This window comes from Metabacillus idriensis (assembly GCF_050483325.1).
In the GTDB taxonomy this organism is placed as follows: Bacteria; Bacillota; Bacilli; order Bacillales; family Bacillaceae; genus Bacillus_P; species Bacillus_P idriensis_A.
The window spans coordinates 187,696-211,485 of the sequence record NZ_JBCMYF010000006.1 but is presented as its reverse complement, the minus strand read 5'-3'; the positions used below and the strand labels follow the sequence as shown (position 1 = coordinate 211,485).

At 41.6% G+C, this 23,790-nt stretch carries 23 protein-coding genes; 3 read left to right on the top strand and 20 right to left on the bottom strand.

Features of this window, described 5'->3' with window-relative positions; translation table 11 throughout:
- Positions 1–118 precede the first annotated feature (118 nt).
- The 5 genes from ABEQ24_RS04230 to ABEQ24_RS04210 all read right to left on the bottom strand — a co-directional run bounded on the left by ABEQ24_RS04230 (position 119) and on the right by ABEQ24_RS04210 (position 4,774).
- The gene (locus ABEQ24_RS04230; protein ID WP_430005606.1) at positions 119–1,438 is read right to left on the bottom strand and encodes a DRTGG domain-containing protein; all 1,320 of its coding nucleotides are present in this window, start codon (positions 1,436–1,438) and stop codon (positions 119–121) included.
- A gap of 69 nt (positions 1,439–1,507) precedes the next feature.
- Positions 1,508–1,747 (bottom strand): hypothetical protein, encoded by a 240-nt coding sequence (locus tag ABEQ24_RS04225; protein ID WP_430005605.1) that lies wholly within the window; start codon positions 1,745–1,747, stop codon positions 1,508–1,510.
- A gap of 129 nt (positions 1,748–1,876) precedes the next feature.
- Complete coding sequence (locus ABEQ24_RS04220; protein ID WP_430005604.1) at positions 1,877–2,560, bottom strand: metal-dependent hydrolase; 684 nt, start codon at positions 2,558–2,560, stop codon at positions 1,877–1,879.
- A 119-nt stretch (positions 2,561–2,679) separates the two neighbouring features.
- Positions 2,680–3,798 carry an alanine dehydrogenase gene (ald, locus tag ABEQ24_RS04215; protein ID WP_430005603.1) on the bottom strand — a complete coding sequence of 373 codons (1,119 nt, stop codon included), beginning with the start codon at positions 3,796–3,798 and terminating at the stop codon, positions 2,680–2,682.
- A gap of 217 nt (positions 3,799–4,015) precedes the next feature.
- A complete protein-coding gene (locus ABEQ24_RS04210) occupies positions 4,016–4,774 on the bottom strand; it encodes an SDR family oxidoreductase (protein WP_430005602.1) in 759 nt (252 codons plus the stop codon).
- Between the two features lie 314 nt (positions 4,775–5,088).
- Here ABEQ24_RS04210 and ABEQ24_RS04205 point away from each other — a divergent pair, with 314 nt between their 5' ends.
- On the top strand, positions 5,089–6,387 hold the full coding sequence (locus ABEQ24_RS04205; RefSeq protein ID WP_430005601.1) for a cytosine permease: 1,299 nt from the start codon (positions 5,089–5,091) through the stop codon (positions 6,385–6,387).
- 27 nt (positions 6,388–6,414) lie between these two features.
- Here ABEQ24_RS04205 and ABEQ24_RS04200 read toward each other — a convergent pair whose 3' ends face one another.
- The 3 genes from ABEQ24_RS04200 to ABEQ24_RS04190 form a co-directional block, all read right to left on the bottom strand.
- Positions 6,415–6,585, bottom strand: coding sequence for a hypothetical protein (locus ABEQ24_RS04200; RefSeq protein WP_165971054.1), 171 nt, complete (start codon positions 6,583–6,585; stop codon positions 6,415–6,417).
- 86 nt (positions 6,586–6,671) lie between these two features.
- A complete protein-coding gene (gene argH, locus ABEQ24_RS04195) occupies positions 6,672–8,045 on the bottom strand; it encodes an argininosuccinate lyase (protein WP_430005600.1) in 1,374 nt (457 codons plus the stop codon).
- Entirely contained in the window at positions 8,042–9,253 is a 1,212-nt protein-coding gene (locus ABEQ24_RS04190; RefSeq protein ID WP_430005599.1) for an argininosuccinate synthase, read from the bottom strand. The genes argH and ABEQ24_RS04190 overlap by 4 nt, the downstream gene beginning before the upstream one ends.
- Positions 9,254–9,438: 185 nt before the next feature.
- Here ABEQ24_RS04190 and ABEQ24_RS04185 point away from each other — a divergent pair, with 185 nt between their 5' ends.
- Positions 9,439–9,750, top strand: a complete 312-nt coding sequence (locus tag ABEQ24_RS04185; protein ID WP_430005598.1) for a hypothetical protein — start codon at positions 9,439–9,441, stop codon at positions 9,748–9,750.
- A gap of 53 nt (positions 9,751–9,803) precedes the next feature.
- Here ABEQ24_RS04185 and ABEQ24_RS04180 read toward each other — a convergent pair whose 3' ends face one another.
- The 10 genes from ABEQ24_RS04180 to sppA form a co-directional block, all read right to left on the bottom strand.
- Entirely contained in the window at positions 9,804–10,319 is a 516-nt protein-coding gene (locus ABEQ24_RS04180; RefSeq protein ID WP_430005597.1) for a MogA/MoaB family molybdenum cofactor biosynthesis protein, read from the bottom strand.
- Complete coding sequence (locus tag ABEQ24_RS04175) at positions 10,306–11,160, bottom strand: EcsC family protein (protein WP_430005596.1); 855 nt, start codon at positions 11,158–11,160, stop codon at positions 10,306–10,308. The genes ABEQ24_RS04180 and ABEQ24_RS04175 overlap by 14 nt, the downstream gene beginning before the upstream one ends.
- Before the next feature lie 98 nt (positions 11,161–11,258).
- Entirely contained in the window at positions 11,259–12,674 is a 1,416-nt protein-coding gene (locus ABEQ24_RS04170) for a Na+/H+ antiporter NhaC family protein (protein ID WP_430005595.1), read from the bottom strand.
- Between the two features lie 336 nt (positions 12,675–13,010).
- Entirely contained in the window at positions 13,011–14,198 is a 1,188-nt protein-coding gene (locus tag ABEQ24_RS04165) for an acetate kinase (RefSeq protein WP_430005594.1), read from the bottom strand.
- A 238-nt stretch (positions 14,199–14,436) separates the two neighbouring features.
- Complete coding sequence (locus ABEQ24_RS04160) at positions 14,437–15,429, bottom strand: class I SAM-dependent methyltransferase (protein WP_430005593.1); 993 nt, start codon at positions 15,427–15,429, stop codon at positions 14,437–14,439.
- Positions 15,430–15,673: 244 nt separating this feature from the next.
- On the bottom strand, positions 15,674–16,174 hold the full coding sequence (tpx, locus tag ABEQ24_RS04155; protein ID WP_430005592.1) for a thiol peroxidase: 501 nt from the start codon (positions 16,172–16,174) through the stop codon (positions 15,674–15,676).
- 175 nt (positions 16,175–16,349) lie between these two features.
- Entirely contained in the window at positions 16,350–16,823 is a 474-nt protein-coding gene (gene ytfJ, locus ABEQ24_RS04150; RefSeq protein ID WP_430005591.1) for a GerW family sporulation protein, read from the bottom strand.
- A gap of 15 nt (positions 16,824–16,838) precedes the next feature.
- On the bottom strand, positions 16,839–17,450 hold the full coding sequence (locus tag ABEQ24_RS04145; RefSeq protein ID WP_430005590.1) for a DUF2953 domain-containing protein: 612 nt from the start codon (positions 17,448–17,450) through the stop codon (positions 16,839–16,841).
- Positions 17,451–17,597: 147 nt separating this feature from the next.
- Complete coding sequence (locus ABEQ24_RS04140; protein ID WP_430005589.1) at positions 17,598–18,113, bottom strand: RDD family protein; 516 nt, start codon at positions 18,111–18,113, stop codon at positions 17,598–17,600.
- Positions 18,114–18,128: 15 nt separating this feature from the next.
- Positions 18,129–19,133 carry a signal peptide peptidase SppA gene (gene sppA / locus ABEQ24_RS04135; RefSeq protein ID WP_430005588.1) on the bottom strand — a complete coding sequence of 335 codons (1,005 nt, stop codon included), beginning with the start codon at positions 19,131–19,133 and terminating at the stop codon, positions 18,129–18,131.
- 433 nt (positions 19,134–19,566) lie between these two features.
- Between sppA and ABEQ24_RS04130 the strand changes: the two genes are divergently transcribed.
- Positions 19,567–20,370 carry an NAD kinase gene (locus ABEQ24_RS04130; protein ID WP_430005587.1) on the top strand — a complete coding sequence of 268 codons (804 nt, stop codon included), beginning with the start codon at positions 19,567–19,569 and terminating at the stop codon, positions 20,368–20,370.
- Positions 20,371–20,419: 49 nt separating this feature from the next.
- On the opposite strand, the gene ABEQ24_RS04125 is transcribed toward ABEQ24_RS04130, so the two are convergent.
- Together ABEQ24_RS04125 and mbcS are read right to left on the bottom strand one after the other, a co-directional pair.
- Positions 20,420–22,006, bottom strand: coding sequence for an amidohydrolase (locus tag ABEQ24_RS04125; protein WP_430005586.1), 1,587 nt, complete (start codon positions 22,004–22,006; stop codon positions 20,420–20,422).
- A 93-nt stretch (positions 22,007–22,099) separates the two neighbouring features.
- Entirely contained in the window at positions 22,100–23,677 is a 1,578-nt protein-coding gene (gene mbcS / locus ABEQ24_RS04120; protein ID WP_430005585.1) for an acyl-CoA synthetase MbcS, read from the bottom strand.
- Between the last annotated feature and the right edge of the window lie 113 nt (positions 23,678–23,790).

Below are 23,790 nucleotides of genomic sequence, written 5' to 3'. Positions count from 1 at the left end.
CAATACTTTCGGATCCGTTCTGGCCGCGGGGCGGTTCCGCTCGCCATCCAAGCACAAAATTTTATACTTTCTTATCTTTTAAAAAAGAAAAAGGACGGATGACCGTCCTTTTTTTGTTTCAGCTTCTCTCTATAAGCTGAACCATCATCATCGCTTTCCCGACAACGACTCCATTGCTGAACACTTCGACATCTATTTTTCCGAATTTGCGTCCGACTTCAAGTATTTTCGGATGAACCTCAAGCATACTGTCCATCTGAACTGGCTTCATAAAATAAATGGTTATATTCTCAACAACGATTTCGCCTTTTTTCTGTGTACGCAAAAAGCGATTTGTTGCTTCTGTGACGACCGTTGTAAACACTCCATAAGAGATTGTTCCAAGATGATTGGTCATTTGCGGACTGACCTGAAAGCGATATACATTCGCCTTTTTAGCATCTTCTGCAATCACGACAAACTGGTTTGTGACAATATCATCCAGTTTTTCACCGATTTGAGGCTGCCTTTGAATCATCTGCAGCGCCTGAAGCACATCCTGACGGCTGATCATTCCCTCAAGCCGATTGTTCTGATCAACGACAGGCAAGACCTCGATGCCTTCCCAGACCATCATTTGTGCGGCAGATGCCACCGAGGTTTTGCCGATAACGGTAATCGGGTTTTTGGTCATTACTTTTTCTACAGAAACATTGCGCTCGTATCCTATCACATCTTTTGATGTAACCATTCCCTGAACTTTTAAATTATGATCGATAACAGGAAAACGGCCGTGGCCTGTTTTATAGTTATGCTGATACCATTCTTCAATAGGATCAGTCGTTTTGAGGCATACCGTCTTATCAAGAGATGTTAAAATATCTTCTACAAGAACAATTTCTTTTTTTATCAGCTGATCGTAAATGGCCCTGTTGATCATAGTTGCAACAGTAAAGGTGTCATAGCTCGTTGAAATAATCGGAAGCTCTGCCTCATCAGCAATTTTTTTGACATGGTCGTCCGTGTCAAAGCCGCCTGTTATCAGAACGGCAGCACCCGCTTCTATTGCAAGCTGATGAGCATTCGTCCTGTTCCCTACAATCAGCAGGTTGCCAGCGCCTGTATAACGCATCATTGCTTCTAGTTTCATTGCGCCGATAACAAATTTATTCAGTGTTTTATGAAGTCCGGCACGGCCTCCGAGAACTTGTCCATCAACAATATTTACAACCTCGGCATAAGTGAGTTTTTCGATGTTTTCTTTTTTCTTTTTTTCAATCCGTATTGTTCCAACACGCTCTATTGTGCTGACGTATCCTTTATTTTCAGCTTCCTTTATTGCACGATATGCTGTACCTTCGCTCACACTCATATCTTTTGCAATCTGCCGGACCGAGATCTTTTCCCCAATCGGGAGGGAATCAATATGCTGCAGTATTTGTTCATGCTTTGTTGCCAAGCTTCTTCACCCTTTTTCATCAGCCATTCTTATCTTCCAATTTCATTATAAGGGTGTGAACGCTTTATATCAACGAGCTGCTGCACGCTGCTTTGTTTTTGCCTGGTACTTGCGCACAGCTGCACGTTTTGAGGAACGTTTTTTAGGAGCATAAATCAGCCCCGTCATATTGCCGCCAATCACACATAAAGCAAAAATCAGCCAAACCAGTGAAAAGAAACTTTCCAAAGAACTGCTGCTTGAAAAATCCAAACGGGGCAATGCAAAATAGACAATGGCACCGGCTAATAAGATATAAAGAATACGCATGATAGTCCAACTCCTTTTTACAGCTTGTTTCATTTTATGCTCTGATCCTCTCATTCATGCGAAACACCATGGATTTGAGAGGAGAAAAATTCACATAGAAAAAGCGGAGGTACGACCCCCGCCTGCGTTTTATAGTTTAATAGATTCTCCAGCTTCCATTACTTTTCCGGTATTGCCGGAGAGTCTGCTGACAAATTCTTTTGGATCCTGTTCAATAACAGGGAATGTATTGTAATGCATAGGAACTACCGTTTTTGCTTTGATCCATTTTGCAGCAATCGCAGCATCCTCTGGTCCCATAGTGAAATTATCCCCGATCGGCAAAAAGGCCAGATCAAGATCTTCAAATTCTCCAAGAAGCTTCATATCTGAGAAGAGCGCCGTATCCCCTGCATGATAAACCGTTTTCCCTTCCTTTTTAAAGAGAATCCCGGCTGGCATGCCCGTATAAACGATTTTTTGCTCCTCTTCCTCTTCATAGCTTGAACCATGAAATGCCTGAGTAAATTTAACTGTTCCAAATTCAAATGTGTGCGATCCGCCTATATGCATTGGATGAACATTTAATCCTTTCCATCCTAAATATGTAGCAAGTTCAAAAGGAGCAACAACCAGAGCATTGTTTTGTTTCGCAAGCTGTATGGTGTCTCCGACATGGTCATTATGACCGTGGGTGAGCAATATAACATCAACTTTCAAATCTTCAACCTTCAAATCTGTCTGTCCATTCCCATTAATAAATGGATCAATGACAATCGTATGTTTATCCGTTTGAATTTTCACAACTGAATGTCCATGGTATGAAACCTTCATTATCTCACTCCCAATCCATTGATAATTTTATCGTACTAAAAATCACCATTGATGTCACATTATAACCTTCAAACAGACACGAAAAAGCGGACATTCCTTTCAATGTCCGCTGTCCTCGATTATTCACCGAGCAATGCCTTTGCATCTGAGTAGGCTAATCCATGAGATTCAGCCACTGCTTCATAAGTTACAAAACCGTTTAATGTATTGAGTCCTTTTAATAACGGTTCATTTTCCAGGCAGGCTTTTTTGTAACCCTTATTTGCAATTTGCACGGCATAAGGTACCGTTACATTCGTCAGAGCAATCGTTGATGTTCTTGGCACAGCACCTGGCATATTTGCCACAGCATAGTGAAGAACGCCATGCTTTTCATATGTTGGATTATCATGAGTTGTAATTCTGTCTGTAGTTGCAAAAATACCTCCTTGATCGATTGCAATATCGACAATGACTGATCCCGGAGTCATGCTTTGGACCATTTCCTCGGAGACAAGCTTTGGAGCTCTTGCCCCCGGTATCAGCACAGCTCCAATCACAAGATCTGACTGACTGACAGCATAGGCAATGTTATAAGGGTTTGACATAAGCGTTGTGATTTCTTTTCCAAAAATATCGTCCAGCTGGCGCAGACGGTCCGGGTTTACATCGAGCATGGTAACATCTGCCCCAAGCCCGACGGCAATTTTGGCAGCGTTCGTTCCGGCTACCCCGCCTCCGATAATGGCCACTTTTCCACGCTTCACACCGGGTACACCTGATAGTAAAATACCCATTCCGCCTTTTGGCTTTTCTAAAAATTGCGCACCAATTTGTGAAGCCATTCTTCCAGCCACTTCACTCATCGGTGTTAAAAGAGGCAATGAGCGGTTTGGAAGCTGAACCGTTTCATAAGCAATCCCAACTACTTTCCGGTCAATCAGTGCACGGGTAAGCTCTGATTCAGCAGCAAGATGCAGATAGGTAAATAAAATCAACCCTTCACGAAAGTATTGGTATTCAGATGGGAGGGGCTCCTTTACCTTCATGACCATATCAAGCGCCCAAGCTTCTTCTGGTGAAGCAACGATTTTCGCACCCGCTTCCATGTACTGATGATCCGGAAAACCCGATCCTTCCCCTGCATTTTGCTCAATATACACCTCATGTCCCGCCTGAACAAGGGGAATAACACCAGCAGGGGTCATGGCCACGCGGTTTTCATTATTTTTAATTTCTTTAGGTATGCCGATTTTCATCGTTTTTCCTCCTGTATCATTCCATTTCAATCCGGTTCTATTTTAAGTATTTCCTTAATTTATCATATGGAAACTCACCTAAATTGGAAATGTATTCTAGGAAATGTGCTTTTGCCACGAAAAGCGGAACCGCCCGTTTAGCTCAGACAGACAGAGACGTTCTCGCCGAAGGTTATTTTCTCTCTAAAAAACACCCCAACATGAGTTGAGGTGCACTTTACGGTCTGCGGTTCAATACATTTACAGCACCGGTAGCTTCGATGACAGCCCCGGTAATCATATCTGAATTTTCTCCGCATAAAAACGCAATCAGTCTTCCGATATCTTCTCCCGTTCCTGATCTGCCAATCGGAGTATCCGGGTCGTGAATCTCTCTTGCCTGAGAAATGCTTGCTTCCTTCATCTCTCCTGTGATATTGCCGGGGCAAATCATATTTGCTGTTATACCGTATTCTGCTTCCTCAATCGCAATCGTTTTTGTAAGAGATGCAAGACCGGTTTTAGCTGCGCTGAATGCAGAACGGTGCAGCCAGCCCGATGATGAATCAGCTCCTTGAAAACCGTAAGTGATAATACGTCCGTATTGCTGTTTTCGCATGATGGGAATCACTTTTTTCAGCAGATAAAAAACAGAAGTCAAATTGCCGTCTATCATTTCATGCCATTCCTCGTCAAGATAATCAGCCAATTTTTTTCTTTCGAATATGTAAGGGCCTGCGTTATTAATTAAACAGTCGATGCGGCCAAACTTTTTGAATCCCTCATCAACTAAATAAAGCAGGTCTTCTTTTTTTGTTACGTCCCCTTTAATAAAAAGCATGCGGTCTTCAAAATGTGCATATTGTTTCTTTAGCTGCTCAACGGCAGATTCATCACTGCGGTAATTAATTGTGACAGAGTAGCCTTCAGAGAGGAACAGCTCCGTCACTTTTCTTCCTAAACCTTTTGAACCAGCTGTTATGATGGCATGTCTCAACGTTTAAATCCTCCTCGGTGCACCGGGATATAGTATATTATTTATCTTTATCATTGTATTGAAATGAAAACAAACTTACAATAACGAAAAGCGGAACCGCCCGGTTAGCTCTGACAGACAGCTAAGGATCCGGCTGAAAAGGCGCTTTTTGCCTTTACAGACGGAGCCGTTCTGGCCGAAGAGTTGGGCGGTGGAGCTAGACAATACGAAAAGCGGAACCGACTGTTCAGACTCAGGCAGATAGATAAGAATTCTGCTGACGTACGAGCTAATCAAGATACATAAAATGAATACTTAACAAAGGCGGAAAAGTCATGGCGCAATCTGCGATCGCATCAAAACTTGAACAATTCGGATTAGAGGCTGTCCCCAAGGAACTTCGCAGCACTTCCTGGTTTGACTATTTTATCATTCAATTATCGTTTTCTGTTAATGCAGGCAATTTTCTTCTTCCTGCGCTGGCCGTTATGGAAGGGGGACTTTCTTTTTTTCAGGCAGTAATGTGCACAGTGATTGGAGCTTCTCTTGCCTTCTTTTTTGTTTCCCTTTTATCGCTTCCTGGCTCAGTTCACGGAATTCCTGCACAATATGCGATAAGATCTTTTATTGGAACAAAAGGAGCTCGCTTTTTCTCTTCACCGCTTCGCACGCTTACATCACTGTATTGGTTCTGCGTTCAAACAATCGGCGGAACACTGATGATCATTGAGATTTGCAGACGCTATTTGCAACTTGAACTTGAATTCGCTCCCCTCGCTATGCTGCTTGGAACAGGCATGGCTGCAATTGCAGCTGCAGGCTTTGATGCTGTAAAAAAAATCACAAAATATTTCCTGCCTTTTTTGCTTGCCGGGCAAGGAGTTATTTTCTATTTATATTTTACTGCAAGCCCAGCCGCGCCTTCAGCAACTGATGTGCCCATAGACTCAAATTCTGCCTTTTTGACAATGGTTCTCTATGCAAGCCTTGTGTTTGTCCAGTATATTTCCGGTGTCAGCGCTTCAGCGGATATGGCCAGATATGCGAAATCTCCGAAGCATGGATTTTTCGGCTTATATACCGGCAATCTTTTTGGGTTTTTCCTGACAGCCTGCTTTGGGGCTTATAGTGCCTTTTATTATAACCAGCTGAATCCATTCATATCAGCAAGTACGTTAACTGATTCCATTCCAGTCGTGATGGTCATTTTACTTTGTTCGATTTTATCCATGTTTTCAATCAATCTGAACAATGCTTATACAGGAGCCTTCAGCCTGCTGAATATTTTCCCGGCACTTGGAAGACTGAAAAGTGCAGCTGTTTTTGGCATCGCGGCCATCTGTTTGAGTACAATTCCTGAGTTTGTCACAGAAGCTTCTTATTTCATTTCTTTGATGGGGTCGGCCATTATTCCACTATCTGCTGTAATTGTTGTGGAGTTTGTCGTGAATCACATTAAAGCAGCACAAGTCTCCTTAAAGCAACTAAACGGAAGAGCCGCAATCGCCATTATTTGCGGGATATGTATTTATTTCATTATTCCTGATCGTTTTCCCCCCGGTTTTTTTACATTTATCTTTTCAGGCCTGCTCTGCTTGATCCTCATTAAAACAGAAAAAAGTCATCACGATTGATGACTTTTTCTTGTCTTAAAATGAAATCTATTCTTTATCTTCGTCCCGCGGCTGAAGATTTTCCTGAAGGAAATTTTGCTCGTACTGCTGCTCAACTACTCCGCTTGAATAAGCATCTGTAATTAGCTGAGATGTTTCATTTTCTCCTTCATAATCATAATAAGCAGATTGATTTTTTGGATCTTTTTCTTTTCCCATCGGTAACAGCTCCTTTTGTTCAGATAGTGTATCTTTACTATCGTTTGTGAAAATGGAGCTGTTTACGATGGTAATACCTTCAAATTTTACAGTAATGCTTTGTCAGCCTTAGCTATCGCTTCTTTTACTTTTGAAAAACCCGTGCCGCCATCGCTTATTCTTTTGGCAACCGCCGTATATGGATCGATTGTTTCAAAGATATCTGAAGTAAATAAAGAAGACGCATCCTGGTATTCTTCGAGTGAAAGATCTTTTAAATAAATGCCTTTTTCAATGCAAGTATAAACAAGTTTTCCCACTACCTCGTGTGCTTCTCTAAAAGGCATGCCTTTTTTAGCAAGATAATCTGCAAGCTCCGTTGCATTTGAAAAATCTTCTGTTGTCGCTTTCTTCATTTTCTCTTTTTTTACTTTCAGCGTTCCGATCATGCCGATAAAAATTTGCAGACTTCCTTCCACTGTGCGGACTGTGTCAAACATTCCCTCTTTATCCTCCTGCATATCCTTGTTATAAGCGAGAGGCAATCCTTTCAAGGTCGTCAGCAAAGCAAATAAATGGCCATAGACCCGTCCCGTTTTGCCACGGATTAATTCGGCCATATCCGGGTTTTTCTTCTGAGGCATCATGGAGCTGCCTGTTGCGTAAGTATCATCAAGCTCTACAAACTGAAATTCCTGGCTGCACCATAAAATCAGTTCTTCGCATAAGCGTGATAAATGCATCATCATCAGAGAGCTGTTGCTCAGAAATTCCACGATAAAATCACGATCGCTGACTCCGTCAAGGCTGTTTTCATAAATCCCTTCAAACTGAAGCAGTTCAGCCGTTAAGTGACGATCAATCGGAAACGTGGTCCCTGCAAGCGCTCCGCAGCCGAGCGGAGAAATGTTGATGCGCTTTAATGATTCATCAAAGCGCTGTTTATCCCGCTCAAGCATCCAGAAATAGGCAAGGAGGTGATGTGCGAACGAAATGGGCTGTGCACGCTGAAGATGAGTATAGCCAGGCAGAATCGTTTCTACATTCGCTTTTGCTTTTTCTAAAAGCGTCTGCTGAAAAGATGTAATCAGCTGAATAATTTCCTTCACATGATTTTTCAAATAAAGGTGCATATCTGTCGCAACTTGATCGTTTCTGCTTCTTCCTGTATGAAGTTTCCCTCCGACGGGTCCGATTTCATCAATAAGCAGCTTTTCGAGGTTCAAATGGATGTCCTCGTAATCAACGGAAAACACAAGCTTGCCATTTTCAGCCTTTTCTTTTAAAAGAAGAAGGCCTGTTTTAATTTGCTCGGCTTCAGCAGGTTCGATGATTCCGCATTGTCCGAGCATATGAACATGTGCAAGACTTCCCTCTAGATCTTCTAGAACGAGTTCTTTATCAAATGAAATGGATGCTCCAAATTCATCCACCCATTTTTCAGGTGTTTTTTGAAACCGTCCACCCCACAGTTTTTTCATACGTTCACCTTCTTTTTTCCCTGCACCATGCTGCTGACCTTAGTAGGAAGTCCATAAAGCGAAATGAATCCAACTGCTGCCTGATGGTCAAATGAATCCTCAGTTGTATATGTTGCAAGCTTTTCATCATAAAGAGAGTAAGCAGATTTTCTGCCTTCAACAATGGCATGACCTTTAAAAAGTTTCACCCGTACTGTTCCTGTAACATACGCTTGTGTCTCTTTCAGGAATCCAAGCAGGGCATCTTTCAGCGGTGAAAACCATAAGCCATTATAAATGAGTTCTGTCAGCTTCATTTCAATAACGGGTTTAAAGTGTGCCACTTCTTTTACAAGAGTCAGATCTTCTAATTCTTTGTGAGCTTTAAGCAGCGTAACCGCAGCCGGGCATTCATATACTTCACGGGATTTGATGCCCACAAGGCGATTTTCTACATGATCAATTCTTCCGACCCCATGCTTGCCTGCAAGTGCATTTAAATGGAGTATTAACTCTGCCAGCGGGTAAGCTGCACCATTTAATGAAACCGGTACGCCTTGTTCAAATTCTATTTCCACCATTTCAGGTGTATCCGGTGTATTTTCAATTGAATTTGTCAGGTCATATGCTTCTTCAGGAGGAGCTGCCCATGGGTCTTCAAGAACTCCGCATTCATTGCTTCTGCCCCATAAGTTCTGATCAATTGAAAATGGGCTGCCAAGATTAATTGGAATCGGAATATTGTTGTCCTGTGCATATTGAATCTCTTCCTCACGCGACCAGCTCCACTCACGGACTGGAGCAAGCACTTCAAGGTCAGGGTTTAAAGCTTTAATAGATACTTCAAAACGAACCTGATCATTGCCTTTTCCTGTACAGCCATGCGCGACTGCAATGGCATTCTCCTGCTCTGCAACCTCTACTAGCTTTTTAGCAATTAAAGGACGTGACAGCGCAGATACAAGCGGGTATTTCCCTTCATATAAAGCATGTGACTGAAGTGCCACCAATGCAAATTCATCGGCAAATTCTTTTTTTGCATCAATTACGTATGATTTAGAGGCTCCAACCTGCAGCGCTTTGCTTTGAATAAATGCAAGATCTTTCCCTTCACCAACATCTAAACAGCATGCAATCACTTCGTATCCTTGATCCTGAAGCCACTTGATTGCTACTGAAGTATCTAAACCGCCTGAATATGCCAACACTACTTTTTTATTTAAAGTCATCTTAATTTCCCCTCTCGGATGTATAAATATTAATTTAGATTCATAACTATTCATTTGATAAATACCACTTTAACAAGTTATTCATGGTTTTTCAATAGATTTTGCAAAACTTTTTATGAAATAATCGTGAATTTTATACAAGTGTCATGTAAAATGAAGGAAAGCTTACGCACGGGGGAATGGCAATGAAACATTTTCGTTATAGCGAGAGGCTTGGAATCTACTGTCCAAACCTCGAAGTGGAGTGGGAAAAGATTCATCCCGATGAACAGGAAGCGATCCTGATGCAATGGGAAAAAATCCGCGGGAGCATACCCGATCAAATTGCAGAAATAGAAGATCGGATTAATGCTAAGCAGAATGAATTGAATAATGAAGAGGATTTTTCAAGGTCATGCAGACTTAACGCAGAGATATCTGAGCATGCATCCATTATTAATGATTTATGGCTCTGGTTCAGGCTTCATCAGAACGTGTCAGAACGCATGCATGGTTAATGAATAGAAATGCATAAAAAAACATCACCAGAGGCGGTGATGTTTTTTGCGCATTATTTTAAATCTTTTTTAACCTCTCTGACTACGTGCCCAAGTTCAGGTATAATCAGCTTTTCCATTGCCAGACCAACCGCACCCGCTGAACCGGGCATCGAGAAGATGACAGTATCATCAGCAACGCCTGCAATGGCTCTGCTCAGGATGGCTGATGATCCGATATCCTCCTGATAGCTGAGCATTCTGAACAGCTCTCCAAAGCCCGGGATCTCTTTTCCAAGCAAACTTTGAACTGCTTCAATGGTGACGTCTCTTTTTGCGATTCCAGTGCCGCCGCTTAGAAGGATCACATCAATTTCACTGGATTTGCATCCGCTCACAATAGCGCTTTTAATTAACGTTTCTTCATCAGGTATGATTTCATACTGCACAATTTCATGGCCTGCATTTTGCATAAGTTCTGATATGAGGCGGCCGCTTTTATCTGTATCGGGTGTTCTAGTATCGCTGACAGTAATAATTTTGCAGAATACCTTCCCAGGCGCATGCAATTTATGTTCAATAGAACTCATAATCGGCATCCTTTTTTTCAAGCAGCAGCCTGTAGCGGTAATATTGATGGGCAAAGTCAGTTATTTGTCTTGTCAGCTGGTAATTGATTCCGGCACCTATGGCCATGCCGATCAAGGGAATACCGCCAATCATCTTTTTGCGCAGCATGGAAATAACCGAGACTTTAACAAGCTGTTTTATTAAGTGATCAATGCTCGCCTGATTGGCAAGCTTGTCTTCTCCATCATAAAAAAACGGATTTTCATCTTGATTTCTAAGATCCTCTGACAGCGCCGCCCATTGCTTATAGCGCAGATGCTTGGGCAGCAGCGCCGCATGGTAAACTTTTAAAGATGTCATCATTTCAAAAGGAGAATTCACTTCATATCCATAGCTTAGAGCCGTCATTTGAACAGCACGCAGATTCAGCAGCATTTGAGCCGGCAGATCAATTCCCATTAATAGAAATCCGCCTGTTCCCGCTAAGCCGCCTTGAACGAATGAATAAAGCCGATGCTTGGACAATTGCAAGTCTGAAATGTAGTGCAGCTGATCCACACTTAGTTTTTTCAGGTCATATATTTGATGAATGTCTTCATCAAACGTTTTTGCCGTCATGAGCAGCTGCTGTCTTGCATCATGCTGCACATGCGAATTCTGAATGAAAGAATGCAAATGAAAGAGAATATCGTCAAGCTTATCAAAAAATTTCCGTTTAATTGGCTCAGGAATCCCGTTAAGCTTTCGATTTAGCCATTTATCATATGTACGGCCGAAATCTGATCGAAAGTCCTCCCCTAATCGCTGTTCCCACTCTTGTATTTCTGCAAGAAGCTGACTTTCCCGATTTGAAAGCGTCATATTCCTTCCTCCTGTTTCCAGACATCTCCATTATTCCTTCAATTATATCACATTCAATCGTGCACGTTCATTTGTCTTATTAAGTGTTTATCAGCTGATTAGTTCAGTAAAAAACCAGCTGCCACATATAATACAGCAGCGGCGGCACAGCCGATTGCGGTAAATTTCAATTTATAACGGGCATACTCTACTACAGGCATACCGAGGATAGAAGCTGTAGTAATGGTAGTGTCTCCAAGCGGTGAGGTCATGGCGCCAAATGCCCCGCTTGCAAATACTGCACCCACTGTAAGCGGAATGGAAGCTCCTGAAGCTGCAGCAAGTGTTATTCCAAGCGGCATAAATATCCCCCATGTCCCCCAGGAGGACCCAATAAAGTAACCGACAGCAGATCCAAGCAAAAAGATAATGGCCGGTACGAAGGAAGCAGGCAGAACATTTCCGAGCGTCGAACTGATGAAATCAGAAAAACCAATATCCTCGGCTGAAAGAGAAAGGGCCCATACTAGAATGAGGAGGATGATTGCCTGCATCATCTGATTGCCTCCATCATAAAAATGGTAAAGAGTTTCTTTCAGCGGGACACGGCGAATGCCGTAAAACAGGAAAGTAATCACCAGTGTCAAGAAAACCGCAAGCAGCATAACAAAGGTCGCATCTGCTTTTGCAAAAGCCTGAAATACTGTATTTCCGCCCTTTTCTGTACCATCCTGCCAAAGAAGAAACATAGACAGTCCTAGAAGAAAAAATAAAGGAACAATTAAATGCCAAGGCTCGGCTTTAACTTCTTCAAGCTCCTGCTTAAGACCAATTCCATGATAGGGATGTTCTTCTTCCGCTGCCTTTTCATTTTTAGCACGGCTTTGTTTTTTGGGTATTCTGAAGGTGCTGATCAATCCAAGCACAAGCATGACAATCGCAAAGAAATTAAAAGGTATGCTTGAGAGGAAAATCCCATATGGAGCGAGGTCCAGCTGATTTCTTTCAATTCCGCCCTCTACCAGTGAAAGCATAAAACCAGTAAATGCTGTACCTGCAGGCAAAAGTACGATCGTTGATGCAGTTGATACATCCATCGTAAACCCAACTTTTTGTTTCGACAGCTCGCTTTTTTCCATCAATGATTTGATTACAGGACCAATCATCATAATTCTGAACATCGGCATCATGAAGGTGAAAGGCAAAGACAGCCAAATAATGCTGAGCAGTCCCCTTTCTGACTTTACTTTCTTCCCGACCCACTCGGAGAACCCTTTAATTCCTCCGGATATTTTCATCATTCCGACTAACCCGCCAAACAAATACAGAAAACCGATAATTTTCATATTTGTATCATCTGACAGCGTTTTCAAGACATAATTCAGGACTTCCTCAAGTCCTCCCAGGAGATCAGGATTTACAATAAATGAGCCTGCAAGCAGACCGAGTACGAGTCCGGGCAATATTTCTTTAAGCCATATTGACAAGGCAATAACGATAATAAATGGAACAAGTGAAAGCCAGGCGTTATCCAAACAGATTGCTCCTTCCTTTCAAGCAATTATTAAAGAAATCATAATTTGCGGAATGGGTTTAACTCCCCATCCCAGCCTCTTGAACAGATTCGGGTCTGAACGGCCGGTTCCGCTTTTCTTATTGTCTAGCTCCACCTCCTACCCCCTCAGCCAGAACAGATTCGTCAGTAAAGGCAACCTTTCTTCCGAATCCTTATCTGTCTTTCGGGTCTGGCCAGTCGGTTCGCTTTTCTATATATTGTGCCAAAAATATGACATTCCACTAATGCAGCTTTAAGAAAGGAAGACAACAAAAAGACAGTCATCAACGATGACTGTCTTTTTGTTAATAAATTTTTATTTAGCAATACGCTCAACATCGCGGGCAATCATAACTTCCTCATTTGTAGGAATAATGATGACTTTTACAGGTGAGTGAGGATAGCTTACGAACGCCTCTTCGCCGCGGACCTGATTAAGAGCAGGATCCCAGTATACACCCATAAATTCTAAACCGCGAAGGACACGTTCACGAATGTCGATACTGTTTTCACCGATTCCGGCAGTGAAGATAATCGCATCTACACCGGACATGCGCGCTGCATAAGATCCGATATATTTATGGATTCTGCTTGCGAATACTTCTAATGAAGTTCTTGCACGATCGTTGCCTTCTTCTGCAGCTTTTGTGATGTCGCGAAGGTCTGATGATAACCCTGAAATTCCAAGCAGACCGGATTTTTTGTTTAAAATGTCCAATACTTCAATTGCCGAATGACCTGTTTTTTCCATGATGAATGGAATTAAAGCTGGGTCAATATTTCCTGAACGTGTACCCATTGCCACGCCAGCAAGTGGTGTAAAACCCATAGACGTATCAATGGATTTACCGCCTTCAATAGCAGCAATACTTGCACCGTTTCCTAAATGGCAGGAAATAAGGCGAAGCTGTTCAATTGGACGGCCTAATAATTCAGCCGCTCTTTCTGAAACATACTTGTGAGATGTTCCGTGGAAGCCGTATTTACGGATGCCGAATTTCTCATAGTACTCGTAAGGAAGACTGTATAAGAAAGATTGATCCGGCATTGTCTGATGAAAAGCTGTATCAAACACAGCTACTGCAGGCACGTTTGGAAGAACCTCTTTAAAAGCCTTGATGCCGACAACATTTGCCGGGTTATGAAGAGGCGCAAGTTCTGAAAGCTCTTCAATTTCTTTCAGTGTTTCTGATGTAATCAGAACAGAATCATCGAATTTTTCGCCGCCGTGAACAACACGGTGGCCAATCCCTTCGATTTCATCCAAGGATTTGATAATTCCAAGCTCAGTTAATTTTGAAAGAAGAATTTTAACAGCAACTGCATGATCTGGAATATCAGTCGTTTCTGTAATTTTTTCTCCATTTACTGAGATTGTGAATACTGCTTGATCTAAACCGATGCGTTCTACAAGCCCAGCTGTTAATACGTCCTCAGCCGGCATTTCGAATAATTGGAACTTCAAAGAAGAGCTCCCTGCATTAATTGCAATTACTTTTGCCATTATGTTTACCGCTCCTTTTTATATAAAGCACTTTGCCTATTTAAAAAATAAGAAATCGTTCTCTTCCTTATTCTTTACAAATGAACCCGAATATTATCTGACTTTCTCATTTAAACATTGCATGTCAGACATTTCAAGTACATTTGCGGCATGCAATCGTTTACAGGGTATATTCATTTAATTCTGATTTTTCAGCAGGAAAAAGGAAAGACCGCCATCGGCCTTTCCTTTATGAATTTTACTTTTTATTCTCTGTAAACCAGCTGTCCAGCTGTTTCATTATCGACTGCATGCCTGCTTTATCTGAGAACTTTGGAAGTTCGGCAAGCATTGCCTGTTTAGGAGCTGCGGCGCCTTCTCCCTTTTTCTGCAGAATAAAAATGCTTTTAGCATGCTGTTTGTCTTTAAACAGAGATTCCGGCAGCTGCAGAAGTCCTTGGACAATGACCTGTTCTTTCAAGTATTCCTTCAGCTTTGGAGCTTCTTTTGATTCAAATAAATGATTTGGGACAATAAAGAAAAGATAGCCGCCTGCTTTTGTGTAATTAATGCTCTGCTCAATAAAGAGATGGTGGGAGTATGAATGTCCGCTGTCTGCCTTAAGTTTGAATTTGTCTGCTCCAACATCATTTGGATAATAGCCGATCGGCAAATCACAAATGACATAATCGACTGGATCAATGTACAGGGGTTCGAGTGAATCCTGATTGTAAAACTGAACGGAGTGCTCTCCCAGGTTTGCATTTAAAAAAGCAAGCTTAATAAGAAGATCATCCACTTCCACACCGAAGCTTTCGGTATGCTCTTGTTTCAAATGATTTAAAACGGCAGTTAATAAATTCCCTGTCCCTACTGCAGGATCAAGAATGGAGATTTCCTTTTGATTTGAAGCGAATTTATTCACAAGATATCCAGTGAACAAGCCCACTGTATCAGGTGTCATTTGATGATTTGCATGGGCGCCTTCTTTAAGCCCTTTTAAGATAACGAGCTGGAAGGCTTTGCGGATTTCTTCTTTTTCATATGAACGAATATTAGATTGTTCATATTTTTTTGCAAGATTCTTTTTGGCGATTTCGCTCATATCCTCTTGAAGAACTTCACCTTGAAATAAATTTTCTCCAGTTTCAGCGACTGCCTCTATATATGTACAATTTAATTCTTTTGAAATCAATTCAGCTGATTCGTTCATCAAACTAAACAGCTTCTCTACTTTCGAAACGGCTTGCATGGTCGTTTCCTCCTTCAATGTTCGTATTCCTCATTCTACTGATCAGCAGTATATATTTCAAGACACAAACCCCGAGTCCTGTTTATTTCGCAAACAAAATGAAAACTAAGGGTTCATGTGAGGACCCAAATCGTTCGATATAATGAGAAGTGGAATCAAAGAGTCCGGTTCCGGTCACAAATCCGTTCTTCTCGAAAAAAAGAACCTCACAGCCCTGGGGCCATGAGGTTCTTTTTGGCAATCATCAATTTGCTGCTTTAGCAGCCTCAATTGCAGCATCGTAATTCGGGTGATCTGTTGCTTCACTTACGTATTCCACGTATGTCACTTTGTCATTGCTGTCAACTACAAATACAGCACGAGCCAATAATCTTAATTCCTGGATATGCACACCGTACGCTTCTCCAAAAGATAAATCACGGTGATCAGAAACGGTTTGGACATTTTCAATGCCGTTAGCTGCACACCAGCGCTTTTGTGCAAAAGGAAGGTCTGCACTGACAGTTAATACTTTTAAGTTATCCAATTTAGCTGCTTCTTCATTGAAACGGCGTGTTTGCGCATCGCATACCCCTGTATCAATAGAAGGAACGACAGATAGGATTCGGACCTGTCCTTTAGAGTCAGATAATGAAACTTCAGACATATCATTTGCAAGCACTGTGAAATCCGGTGCCGCATCTCCAACTTTTACCTCGTTGCCGATAAGAGTAACCGGATTTTGTTTAAATGTAATAGATGCCATAAAAAAAACTCCTCCCTAATAAGTATGTACAGTGTAAATATAGCTTGATTCGACCGCGTTTGCAATGTTTACGCCTGTTCATTTACAAAATATTTAAATTATTATCAGGGAAATAAATGTTCCAGAATTGATTGCCTATTAAAAACGCCAGTCAATGAATGACAGGCGCCTGTTATTAAATATCAAAATCTTCTTTTTGCTGATGATTTTGCTGCTGATGATTGCTGTTACTCCGATTTTTCTTGAAAATCCCCTGAATTTTTTCTACCGCCTGGGGAGCAGTATCAAGAATCTTTTCATATAAATGCGTGCTTTCATCTAAATGCAGCATTTTGATGCCATTTGTTCCGACAATTAAAAAAGCGATTGGAGTAATGGAGACACCGCCGCCGCTTCCGCCGCCAAAAGGCAGCTTCTGGCCTCCCGATGATCCTCCTGCACCTGTTCCGGTATGAGTTTTTTCCTCATGGCCTGAGGCATTAAATTCACTTCCGCCAGCTGCAAATCCAAAACCAACTTTTGAAACTGTTAAAATGACGCTGCCATCTGGTGTTTCTACAGGATCACCAATGATTGTGTTTACATCAATCATTTGTTTCAGGTTTTCCATAGCTGTTTTCATAAGTCCTTGAATCGGATGATCACTCATGACACGTAGCCTCCTCTATGCTGGTTTATTTTTCTCTTCTTTAGAAAGAAAAGAAAGTTGCTGATTAATAAAGGTTGGACGTCCGCCTCTCCAATATTTGAGCAAGCGTAATCCCGCTACAATAGCATGCCCTGTTCGAAAGTGAAGCATACATGTAAGGATTGTTTTAGAACTCTTTTGATAAAAATTCGGCTCTATTGATAAGATTGGCCGGATTTTAAGCTTCATGTAGGTGCTTATAATCGCTATCGCGGCACCTTTTATTGTCCAGCCCGGACCAATAAGCATGCCTGTTGCTGCAGCATCTCCTGTTCCGATTTGAGAACGCCATTCAAATTTAACAACTTGCACTTTTTTTAAAAATTTTCGAATGATGGCGTGTAAATGAACAATATGCTCCGTCAGCTCTTTGACATCTTTTATACTGGTTAAAAAATCATCAGGTGAAATTTTTTCATTTTTTTCTTCAGGCTTACTTGTCTCACCCATTTTTTTCTCTTCTTTTAAAATAAGATTCGGCCCATTCGGATCTACTTTTACGAGAGGGATCTTGATGGTATACTTCAGCAGCCCGAACACAGCTTTCAGCTTGATTTTTATTTCATCATCGTCTCCGATATGTTTCAAATCAAAAATCACCGTTATTTTCATGAAAATAAGGAAAAGAAAGAACAAAAAAAGGGCACATGCACTAATCCAGATCCATAACACCTTTCTTCACAACCTTTCAATCTTTCATTATCACCCTCAAAAAAAAAAATAAACCTGCGGCCATTATTCGGCAGCAGGTTCATTTTTTTTCAAATATTCCGTTATGACAGATGTATCTGCAAAGAGGTCATGGACTCCTTGCTTTTTAGGCGTAAAAGCAGTAACAGCATAGCCAATCCAAGTGAATTTAGAAATGAAACGTCCAATCAGCTCTCTGAATAACACAGTGCTCCACGACAGCTTTTCGTTCTTAAGGGATATGACCTTAAGCCCGAATACCATTTTTCCCAATGTCTGCCCCAGGTACTTCGTCATGAAGACGAAGTACAGATAGAAAGAGACTGCTGTACAAATTTGGATAGGGGAGAAAATGAAATTGTCTGATGTCGGAATCTCAAGCCATGTGAATATAGGATGAAAGACGATGCGATTTACGCTTCCAATCACAATTAAATCAATTAAATAAGCCCAAAACCGGAGCCAGAAGCCTGCGTAATGAACATTCATTACTTGTTGGCTTTCTTCTATTCTCTGAAGAGGCTGCTCGTGGTTATGTCCATCTTCATACGTAGCATCCATTTGCAAAACCTCCTCTTATTCTGAATACAAGTACATCATACGGGGTGAATTCGATTGTGAGAAAAAGCGGTATAATCCCATCAGCTCAAACTCTTCGCTGAACACTTTATTGGCACCGAGAGCAAGCAGCGAATCGAGCCCTGCACTTGTTTCATATTCAACAACGTGAGCACCTTCTATTTTCAAATCTTTTTTCATTCCTTTTAAAGCATCATCTGAGTAGCCCAGTTCATCAATTAAGTTTAAATCCTTTGCCTGGCGGCCATCATAAATCCGGCCATCAGCAAGTTTCCGGACTTCACCGTCAGACAATCCTCGTCCATCTGCAATCACATCAACAAAGCCCTGATATGCATTATTAACCATAGTCTGCAGAATTTCTCTGTCTTCAGGCGTCATTTCGCGCGCAGGAGACATGATGTCTTTAAATTCTCCGCTTTTAACTGTTTCAAATTTCACGCCGTACTTCTCTGCAAGACCGCTGTAGTTAATCCCCTGCATAATAACACCTAATGATCCAGTCAAAGTATCGGGAGCCGCATAGATCTTATCAGCTGGAGCTGAGATATAATATCCTCCGGAGGCAGCGGTTGTGCCCATAGAAACATAGATTTTTTTCTTATGTTTTTCTTTTGCTTCAATTAAATGCTTATGTATTTCCGCACTTTCAACGACTCCCCCGCCCGGAGAATTCACTTTCAGCATTATGCCGCGGACACTTTTATCTTTCGCAGCAGCATCAATCATATCTAAAAATTGCTGATGCTGATAGCCTGCTGTTTCAAAAAAGGAGGTAACATTTTCCCCTGTATCCTGAATAACTCCATTTACTTCAAGCACAACAATTTTTTTAGATTCATTTCCAGGTTCCAAAACCGTTTCTGTAAATTCTTCATCGGCAGTGAGGGCATTTGTAAAAGCATTGCTGTTTGCCAAAGCCATATTGGTTAAACTGACGACTACTGAAATACCAAACAGGACAGCGGCAATGACAAGTGCCCCCCATCGTTTTCCATTCATGATGATTCCTCCCTGATTTTTGCGGGACGTAATAAAAAATCTATTCCCTTATTTAATTATGTATGAAGCAGGTTCTCTTTATTAATGGCAGTTTTCGCATAGAGTGTTGTTTTCAATTATAAATGTTGTCCGTTGCTTTCCGCGGTCCGCCTGGGAGTCTCCCAAGCTTTGCCTGTGGGGTCTCCAACTTTGCTCTATTTCCCGCATGAGTCAAGTTTATCCGCTGCAATCCACTAAAGGCATTTAACATTTAAGACATTGGCAACAATATGTATGAAAATAGCTTATAAAAAAGACAAACTTCATAAAAAAGGCATTAAAAACGTGCAATTCTTTTAATCTTTATGCTGAAAATGGTAAACTAAACACCATAAAGTATTGTAACACCATTTGCTAAGATTGTGTAACTTTTCCAACATTAAGGAGGACTATCATGACGGATAATCGCCGCAACGTTTATTTTTATTACAAAAAAGAGGATGAACTAGTACAAAAAGTGAAAGGGCTTACCTCTCTGGCTGAAGAACAGGGATTTAAAGTTGTTCCTGATTCACAGCAGGCAAATATTATTGTAAGCATAGGCGGAGACGGCACGTTCCTTCAGGCCGTCAGAAAAACGAAGTTCAGAAATGACTGTCTGTATGTAGGTATTTCCGTTAAAGGAACGGTCAGCCTGTATTGCGACTTTAAAATTGAAGAAACAGAAAAAATCATTGAAGCAATGAAAGAAGCACAAATTGAAGTAAGACGCTATCCGATTCTCGATGTTACAATCGACGGCCACACGACGTTTCAGTGCCTGAATGAATGTTCCATTCGCTCCGGCATTATTAAAACATTTGTTATCGATGTATTTATTGACGACCTGCATTTTGAAACATTCAGAGGAGACGGCATGATTATTTCTACTCCGACAGGAAGCACTGCCTACAATAAATCCGTACAGGGTGCTGTTGTCGATCCGCTTCTTCCGTGTCTTCAAGTAAGCGAGCTTGCGTCACTTAATAATAATAAATACCGTACACTTGGATCTCCATTCATCTTAAGCGGAGACAGAAAATTAACCCTTAAAATTGTCCAGGATGGAAATGATCATCCCGTGATCGGCATGGATAACGACGCACTCAGCATCCGCCACGTCGAAAAAATAGAACTTTCACTAAGCCAATCTATTATCAAGACGGTAAAACTAAAAGACAATTCGTTCTGGGAAAAAGTAAAACGCACGTTTTTATAAATAAAAAAGCGGAGCGGGGGCAGAGCACTAAAAGAGAAAGACATGCAGCTCATTCTGCATGTCTTTCTCTTTTATAGACAATTGTATTATCTACCACTGTCATTACCACTTTTGTTTCAAGCAGGGCATCGTCTTTAAAAATATCCACGCTCAGCACGGTGAAATCAGCTGAATATCCCTTTGCTATGCATCCTCGGTCATGTTCGTGATGGACCGCATACGCGCTGCCTTTTGTGTATAATTCCACAGCTTCATAGACAGAAAGTCTCTCTTTGGGCATATATACTTGATGGTCGTATATGCTTTCTCTTTTCACTGCCGAAAAAATACCTTGGAGCGGATCGATTGGCTCAATAGGGGCATCTGATCCTCCTGCACAATTCAAACCCTCTGATATCAGCGTTTTCCAAGCATAACAAGCCTCCATTTTATCTTTGCCAATTCTGTCAATTACCCATGGAAAGTCACTGGAGACAAATCGAGGCTGAATATCCAATATGATCGGCAGTTTTTTAGCTCTTTCGATTAAATCTCTTCTTAAGATTTGTGCATGAATAAGCCGGTCGTGCTGATTCTGTTTCACAGGCGGATGTGCTTCAATCGCATCAAGCGCTTTTTCAAATGCTAAATCACCAATTGTATGGATGGCAACTTCCATCCCGTAGTTTCTTGCTGTTTGAATCAGATTGTTCAAATTTTCATCTGAATGAATACTTACTCCGTTGGTTTCACGATCATCCTGGTAAGGACCGCTTAATAGAGCTGTTCTGCCGCCAAGCGCCCCATCCGCAAAGAGCTTCATTGCCCCGAATTCAATAAATGGGCCTAAATCCCGTTCTTTTCGCTGAAATTCATCTGTCACTAAATGATGGACAAGCAAATGAGCTCTGAATTTCATTTTCTCATGATTAATCACTTCATCATAAGCCTGCAAAGTATTTTCAAGGCTGCCATAATAGGCCAAATCTTCAGTATGTCCGCCTACAAGACCTTTTTCGTGACAATCCTCTATCGATTTCATCAATGCTTTTCTTAAGTATGCTTCAGAGACTTGAGGCTGCGCCTGATAGACGAGTTCCTGTGCCTGATCAAGCAAGTATCCAGTCGGATTGCCTTCATGATCTTTTACAATAACTCCGCCTTCAGGGTCAGGAGTAGCAGCAGTTATTCCTGCAAGTTCCATTGCTTTTGTATTCGCTATGACCGCATGATGGCAAATTCGTTTCAGCATCACAGGGTGAACGGCAGTCACTTCATCAAGTTCACTGCGATGAATAATCTTCTTATCTTTAAACTGATTTTCGTTCCATCCTTCACCAACAATCCACGTTCCCGGCTCAAGCCCTTCTGCCCGCTCGCGAAGACTTTGAATGACCTGATCTGATGAGGTCATCTCCGTAAAGTCTAAACGGAGAAGTTTTTCACCATGACCCATTAAATGCATATGACTGTCAGTAAATCCCGGAATCATCACACCGCCTTCAAGATTAACTTCTTTCGTGCAAGGGTATTCTGCCCGCAGCTTTTCTTCTGAGCCAGCATCCACAACAAGGCCATTTTCAACATAGACCGCTTCAACCGTATCGTTTTCTTCTATTAAAGTATAAATTGTTCCGCCAAACCAAAGCGTGCCCACGGTGACATTCCTCCAGCTATCTTTTTTTAGTCCATGTTATCACTCGGCGCATGGAAAAACCAGGCAGAGTCATCCGCCTGGTTCGTTTGCCAGTTACGATTTTGCAAGTTCCTGCTGTCTTAATTCAATTCTTCTGATTTTGCCTGACGTTGTTTTAGGCAGCTCAGCAACAAATTCAATTTTCCGGGGGTATTTATATGGAGCTGTCAGCTCTTTCACATGATCCTGCAAGACAGGAATAAGTTCTGGTGAGTTTTCATCCACATCATCCTGCAAGACGACATACGCTTTGACGATGCTCCCGCGCAGTTCATCCGGACTTGCCACGACGGCGCACTCTTTTACAAAAGGATGTTTAACGAGTGCATCTTCAACCTCAAAAGGCCCAATTGTATATCCTGAACTGATGATGATATCATCCCGTCTTCCCTCAAACCAGAAATACCCGTCTTCATCTTTTCTTGCCCGGTCCCCGGTAATATAATAGCTGCCTCTGAACTGCATAGCTGTACGCTCAGCGTCTTTATAATATTCTTTAAATAAAGCAGGTGTATCAACATGGACTGCAATATCTCCTACTTCTCCAGCTTTGCAGATATTACCTTCATCATCAATGATTTCAACTTTATTTCCTGGTGTAGGCTTGCCCATTGAACCCGGTTTGACTTCCATGCCTTTCATCACTCCGACAAGAAGGGTATTTTCAGTCTGTCCGTATCCATCCCGAACTTCGATATTAAAGTAATTTCTGAATGTATCAATAACTTCCCTGTTTAAAGGTTCGCCAGCTGAAACGGCGCTGTGCAGGGCAGGAAGAGAATACTCCTTTAAATTGTCTACCTTAGCCATCAGACGATATTCAGTCGGTGTGCAGCATAAGACATTAACTTTGTAATCCTGAAGGAGCTGGAGATATTTCTTTGGCTCAAATCGCCCATTGTAGACAAGTCCCGTTGCACCTGACCCAAGGACAGAGAGGAATGGACTCCAGATCCATTTTTGCCAGCCCGGTCCTGCTGTTGCCCAGACAACATCATTCTCTTCAATGCTCAGCCAATTTGCAGCTGCTGTTTTTAAATGAGCAAAAGCCCAGCCGTGAGTATGCACGACCCCTTTTGGGTTGCCCGTGGTGCCTGATGTATAGGATAAAAAGGCATGACTGTCTCTTTTAGTTTCCGCAAGATTAAGTTCACCTGATTCCTTTGCAGCTTCCTCCTCAAGCGAATACCAGCCTTCAGCGTTTCCGCCGATTGAAAATTTGTGAAGAGAATCAAATTCATTTATTTCTTTACACTCACCTGTGAAATCGGTATAAGAGATGATTGCTTTCACATCCCCGTGGGTCACACGATATTGAAGATCTTTTGTGCGCAGCATCTCTGAGCTTGGTATCACAACAAAGCCAGCTTTTAATGCTCCCAAGTATACTGCATAAGCTTCTGGAAACCGCGGAATGATGACAAGAATTTTATCTCCCTGTGTAAGTCCTTTACTTAATAAAGCGCTTCCAATTCTGTTTGCTTTGTCAAGAAGCTGTCCGTATGTAAGTTCTTCTTTATCACCTTTTTCATTCTCCCACTTCAATGCGATCCGGTCTGCATCTTTTGCATGCTTTTCTACTTCTTCTACTAGGTTATAGTTTTCTGGCGCAATTAGCTCATCTCTCAGCATTGTGACCCCTCCTTGTTATCTCATAGTAAATTATACATAATATTTTAACATTTTTGAATATTATTGCGAAATATCTTACCTGTTTATTCCTTCGTTTCTATCCATAAAAAAAA